General features: G+C 28.4%; 6 protein-coding genes. All 6 read left to right on the top strand.

The annotated features are described in order from the left end of the window. Window positions 1-836 (top strand): DUF5808 domain-containing protein (locus tag NSA58_RS13685; protein WP_257560581.1); only part of this gene is annotated, 836 nt, incomplete at its 5' end. A 145-nt stretch (window positions 837-981) separates the two neighbouring features. Further along, window positions 982-1,533 (top strand): sigma-70 family RNA polymerase sigma factor, encoded by a 552-nt coding sequence (locus NSA58_RS13680; protein WP_052232799.1) that lies wholly within the window; start codon window positions 982-984, stop codon window positions 1,531-1,533. Next, entirely contained in the window at window positions 1,523-2,959 is a 1,437-nt protein-coding gene (locus NSA58_RS13675; protein WP_257560580.1) for a hypothetical protein, read from the top strand. The genes NSA58_RS13680 and NSA58_RS13675 overlap by 11 nt, the downstream gene beginning before the upstream one ends. A 215-nt stretch (window positions 2,960-3,174) precedes the next feature. Beyond that, the gene (locus NSA58_RS13670) at window positions 3,175-4,623 is read left to right on the top strand and encodes a PTS transporter subunit EIIC (protein ID WP_052232798.1); all 1,449 of its coding nucleotides are present in this window, start codon (window positions 3,175-3,177) and stop codon (window positions 4,621-4,623) included. Window positions 4,624-4,651: 28 nt separating this feature from the next. Beyond that, complete coding sequence (locus NSA58_RS13665; protein WP_257560579.1) at window positions 4,652-6,061, top strand: glycoside hydrolase family 1 protein; 1,410 nt, start codon at window positions 4,652-4,654, stop codon at window positions 6,059-6,061. A 26-nt stretch (window positions 6,062-6,087) separates the two neighbouring features. Continuing rightward, on the top strand, window positions 6,088-6,579 hold the full coding sequence (locus NSA58_RS13660; protein ID WP_039678066.1) for a PTS sugar transporter subunit IIA: 492 nt from the start codon (window positions 6,088-6,090) through the stop codon (window positions 6,577-6,579). Window positions 6,580-6,644: the final 65 nt, after the last annotated feature.

Raw genomic sequence — 6,644 nt, 5'->3', positions numbered from 1 at the left:
TTTTAACAATAGAATATAAAAAGGTTAAATATATTAAAAATACTTATTTATCAAATTTACAGTCATGTAATAATGAATGTGAAGGGAAACTACATGAAGGATTGATTATAAGGGAAGATGAAATTCTTTCAGAGCAAAAGAAAAAACTAATCAAGAAGTTTAAAATATTATTTGGTATATGTATAGGGTTATCACTTATATCATTTTTATATGTTTTGATAAATTACAAAACCATGCCAGATATAATAATTACACACTGGGGTTCTGGAGGTAGACCAGATGCTTATTCTAAAAAAAATATATTAAACGTATTTCTTATAAATGTTATAGATATATCTATGGTTTTATTATTTTCTGTTATAGGTGTAGGAAGTATTGCAGGAAACACTTATATAGATGAGAATAATTTAGAAGTAAATAGAAAAAAGGCTATAAAATATTTAAATGGTATAGGCTATTCTTTTTTTGCTTTAACTCTTAGTATGCAATCTATTACGACTACCATACCTATATTTATGGTTCAAGAAAAAAATATGCCGATGTGGTTGACTTTAGGTTCATGTATAGTACCAATTTTTATAGTAGTGCCTGTAATTTATTACTACTTAATGTTGAGTGGGATAAAGCCTAAGAGTAGAAATATGTATACTGTTGAAAGTGATGATGAAAAATGGATTTATGGTTTTATTTATTATAATAAAGAAGATCCAAAACTTATGGTGGAAAAAAGGTTAGGTATGGGATGGGGTATGAATATGGCTCATCCTATGGGAAAGATAATTACAATTATACTTATATTAATAACAGTTGGCAGTTTATTAATAGGATTTATATAGAAATAGATAGCATAAAAGGGATGAGCTTAAATAGAGTTCATCCTTTTTGTATGTAATTTAATTTTGTTTATAAAAATAAGTTTTTTTGAGAGATAGTTATAAAAAATAACGTAGTATATAGTGTAAATCAGAGAGGGAGATGATTATGGAGAAAAGGATGATTAAGAAGATTCGAAAGAAAGATACTAAGGGTCTTGATTATATAATTAATACTTACAGTAAAAAAGTATATTTTTTAGTAAACAAGATCATTGGAATATATGGAAAAGAAGAAGTTGAAGAATGCGTCAGCGATGTATTTTTTGCAGTATGGAATGATATTGAGCAATATGATGAAAAACGTGGGGAATTCAGTAGTTTTATATTTATGAAAACAAAGTACAAAGCATTGGACTATAAGAGAAAACTTGATAAAAAACATCTTCCAGTTGAAACTTTACAAGATAATATATCAAACACAATTACTACTGAAGATATTGTAATTGACAAAGAATGTAACTTAGAAATTATAAAAATTATAAATAACTTTAAAGAACCAGATAAAACCTACTTTTATTTAAGATATTTTATGTATTACAAAATAGATGAAATAGCTGACAAATACAAAACTACTAGATCCTCTGTGGAAAATAGGTTGTATAGATGCAGGTTGAAAATAAAAAGTGTTTTAGAAGGAGGGGAGATAAATGAAGGATAAAAATAATTTTGATAAAGAGATATATAATTTAATTGATAATATGGAAAATTTAGATGAGTTAGATTTTGACTTTGAGAATATTGGGGAAGAAGAAAATTTAAGTTCTAAAGATATGGAAAAAATAAGAGAAAAAACCTATAAAAAAATAGAAAATCAAAATATTAAGAAGTATAAAATTAAAAGTTTATCACGATTTATAGCTTCCATAGTACTAGTTGTATTAATTGGAACAACGGTAGTTATAGCAATAGCAAATAATCTACATAAATATGAGCCCTCAAGTGGGAAAATAATAAAAAGTGAAACGCCTATTTATACTCTAAGTAAGCCGATAACTAAAAAGGTTAAGGATGGAGAAATAACATTAAATAGCTTTATTTTGAATCCGCAAGAAGAAAGATTTGATGCAGAAGAAGAAGGACGTAATGTAAATTATGAGTATATAAAAAGAGAAGTAAGAATAAATGGAAAAGATATATTAGAAGCTGACTATGAAGAATGGAATGATATGGGAAGTGAATGGACTTTAAGTATTGGAAGACCCTGTGAATATAAAGAAGGCGATAAAGTTGAATATATTGTAATAATCAAAGATAAATTAGGAAAAGAAAGTAAAATTGACTTCCAGTTAAAACTAAGTGAAGCCACATCTATAGAAGAGTATAATAAAAATTTGCCTAATGCAACAAATAACAATGTGACTATAAGTGCTATGACAAAAGAAGAAAACAATACACTATATGTAGATTTAATAGCAATTTCAACTAAAGAAAATATGGATTTTGAAGTAGATAGCTTTGGAGATTATGATTTTGAAAATAACAAAGTAAACATATTTTTAACTGATGTAAATGGTAAAAAAGTAAAAGCAGAAGGATTAGAGTACTATGATGGAAGTAAACTTAAGTTTAATATAGAAAATTTACAAAAACCATTTACCATAGAGATAAAAGGACTAAATGTTTGTTCAAATGATTTAAAAGGTGAGAAAGTTACTTTGCCTGTATTAGAAATTAATGAAGAAAAAAGTATTAATAAACTTATAGATATAGAAGATAAAAATAACTATCTAACTAAAGAAAGTTGTAAAGTATTAATAAAAAGTGTAAAAAGGGTAAAGGGAGAAGAAGAAAATAATTATAAATTAACTTTGGATTATCCAGATAATAAAAATTCATCCATAAAGATAAAGGGAGTAAATGTCGAGCCTGATTTATCTTTTGTTGATCTAATAAAAGGAATGATAAGTACATATAATCCTATGAACTTGTCTGGAAGTAGTCAAGAATTATCAGAAGATGGAACATATAAAGAAATTACTTTAGAATATTCAAATAAAGACAAGAAAGAAAATGTGAAGCCGAAGTTTGAGATAAGTGGTTATGAATATATTATAGAAGGTCATTGGAAACTCATTATTAAATAAAAATTGATAATATTAATATTTAGAAATGAAACAATTATTCTAATAGTAGTTACTAGATAAGCAAATTTAGTAACTACTTTTTTATGGCTAAAATTTGAAAAAAATAAAAGCTAAATTTATTAGAAATTAAAGAATTGATTATTTAAGACTATATATGGGTAATAAGGAAATAACAGTTTAGCAGACTGAAAAACATATAAATTAGGAGGACATCTATGAATTTCAACAAAATGGCTAAGGAAATCTTAGTTAATGTTGGTGATGTAGAAAATATCAAAGAAGTAATACATTGCTATACAAGACTAAGGTTCACACTAATAGATAATGAAAAAGTAAATAAGGAAAAGCTTCAAAAAATTGAAGGAGTACTAGCAGTACAAGAAAGTATGGAACAATTACAAGTAGTAATTGGAAGTACAGTAGATAAGGTTTATAAGGAATTAGTAGAACTAATGGAAAAAGAGTCTAAATTATCAGAGTTGAAAACTACTAAAAAAACAAAAGAATTACCAGCAAACAAAAAAGAAAACACTTCAAAGAATAAAATAGGTATTTTATTTAATAAAGCATTATCAACAATGTCAAAAATATTTGCACCAGTAGTACCTGCACTGGCTGGATCAGGAATGATAAAAGGTATACTTGCGGTTTTATCTATGTACTATATGAATAAACATGGCGTAGATATTAAAACTAATGATACTTATATAATATTTAATGCAGCATCAGATGCAGTATTCTATTTCTTCCCAATAATACTAGCTTACACATCGGCAAAGGTGTTTAAGGCGAGTGAAATTATATCAATGGTTCTAGGAGCAACACTTTGTTATCCAGCCATAGTAGCATTAATGGGGGAAGAAAGAGTAATTTCATTATTTGGTATGGCTATTACGAAAGCGACTTATACATCATCAGTAATTCCAATAATAATTGCAGTTTGGGTATTATCATACGTAGAAAGATTTTTAAATAAAGTAGTACCAGAAGTAATAAAAACTATAATGGTTCCAACATTTATATTATTAATAATGGTTCCAGCAACACTTTTATTATTTGGTCCAATAGGGATTTACATAGGTAATGGAGTAAACTTTGTATATCAACAACTTATGAGTTTCAGCCCAATACTTTGTGGTGCATTTATAGGTGGACTTTGGTGTGTACTTGTTATATTTGGAGCACATAAAGCTATCATACCAATAGCTATAAATGATGTAGCAATGACTGGACGTCAAAACTTATTAGCATTTGCGGGGGCAGCAAACTTTGCTCAAGCAGGAGCTGCTATGGGGGTATTTTTAAAATCAAAGAATAAATCATTAAAAACAGTTGCTTTATCAGGAAGTATAACTGCTTTATTTGGAATAACAGAACCAGCGATTTATGGTGCTAATTTAAGACTTAAAAAGCCTATGATATATGCAGTAATATGTGGTGCCATAGGTGGTGGAGTTATGGGTTATGGGGGTGCTTATGGTATAGCATTTGCAAACCAAGGTCTACTTACTATTCCAGTATATGCACAGGCCGGAGTTATGGGATTTGCTTCTTACTTAATAGGTATCGCCATAGCATTCTTTGGCTCAGCAGCACTTACTTATATATTAGGATTTGAAGACATAAAAGAAGAAGTAGTTATACAAGAAGAGATAGCTGTATAATTATAAAATGACATTAGGAGGAGAAAATATGGCTAATATATTTCCAAAGGCTTTTTTATGGGGAGCATCTTCATCAGCATTTCAAATAGAAGGTGCTTGGGATGAAGATGGAAAAGGAAAAACTGTTGCTGATTTTAATTCGTTTAAAAAATCAGCCATACAAGCAGATAGTAAGGTAGCCAGTGATTTTTATCATCATTGGAAAGAAGATATAGATTTAATGAAAGAATTAGGTCTAAAAACTTATAGGTTTTCACTATCATGGGCAAGAATAATACCTGATGGTGATGGGCAAATAAATCAAGCAGGAATAGATTTTTATAATAAAGTTATAGACTATCTTATAGAATGCAATATAACTCCTTTCGTTACACTATATCACTTTGACTTACCTTATACTTTAGTTGAAAAATACAACGGATGGGAAAGTAGAGACTGTGCTTTTGCTTTTGAAAGATATGCAAAAATATGTTTCGAAAATTTCGGAGATAGAGTTAAATACTGGCAACCACATAATGAACAAAACTTAATGATACGTGTAAAAGAGCGTATGAACATTTATGTGGACGATGCTTATGAAGTAGAGAGAATGAGAGCAAAAATGGATTATCATATGTGTTTAGCTCATGCTCTTGCAACTAATGCTTGTCATGAAATGATAGAAGATGGAAAAATAGGACCATCAATATCTTCGACAGTAACTTATCCATACTCAAACAAACCAGAAGATGTATGGGCAGCTAAATTAAATGATAATTTCAAAACAAATTATTTATTAGATATGCATTTTAATGGAGAATATCCAGCTTACTATATGAATTACTTAAGAGAGCTTGATATAGTACCTTATATGCCTGAAGAAGATAAGGAAGTTCTAAAAAAAGCTAAAATGGACTTTATAGCATTCAACTACTATCGTACATTATGTGCTAGATATATTGATGCTACTGAGGAAAATCCAAGAGGTAGCCGTGGTAATAATGAAATAGATTACGATTTATACGGGTACTTCAAAATAGAAAAAAATCCAAATCTAAAAGCTACAGAGTATGGAGCTCAGATAGATCCTGTTGGTATGAGAATTGCTCTAAATGATTACTACAACAGATATCATTTACCACTTATAATAACAGAAAATGGTCTTGGAACAGCTGATATTTTAACAGAAGATGAAAGAGTGCATGATGATTATAGAATCGACTATTTAAGAGATCATATAGATGCTTGTGCAAAAGGAATTGAAGATGGTGTTGAGCTTATGGGGTATTGCCCATGGTCAGTAATAGACTTACTAAGTTCTCATCAAGGGTTCAAAAAACGTTATGGATTTGTATATATAAATAGAGAAGATCATGATTTTAAGGATTTAAGAAGAATCAAAAAGGATAGTTTCTTCTGGTATAAAAATGTTATAAAATCTAATGGACAAGACTTATAATATATATAACTAAAGAGGAGAATTATATGTTTCCAATATTTAAAAAGAAAAAGAAACAAGAGGTTATTACTTCTTGTATATCTGGAAAAATTGTACCCATTGAAAAGGTAAATGATGGTGTTTTTTCAGCAAAAATCCTAGGTGAAGGGGTAGGTATTTATCCACATGAAGAGATAGTATTATCTCCATGTGATGGTGAAATTGTTTCAGTAATGCAAGAAACCAAGCATGCCATTGGAATAAAAACATCTAATAATATGGAGATACTAATACATGTAGGAATAAATACTGTATCAATGAAGGGGCTTGGCTTTGATATTTTTGTAAAAGAAGGAGATAAAGTCAGCAAAGGAGATAAGTTAATAAGCTTTAGTAGAACATTAATAAAAGATAATAATCTTGATGATGTAGTTATTATGGTTGTTACTAACTCAGATCAGTTTGAAAACATAGACTTTAAAACTGATATAGATGAAGTATCAAATGATACTATTATTTTAAGTTTAGATAATAAATAAAAGTTTTATTTATATGAAAAGTAGTTACTTGATTTTAATAATTTCTAGTAACTACTTTTTTAATT

It is taken from the genome of Terrisporobacter muris (genome assembly GCF_024621905.1).
Lineage (GTDB): Bacteria > Bacillota > Clostridia > Peptostreptococcales > Peptostreptococcaceae > Terrisporobacter > Terrisporobacter muris.
The sequence above is the reverse complement of the archived record's forward strand: the minus strand, read 5'-3'. Positions and strand labels throughout refer to the sequence as shown.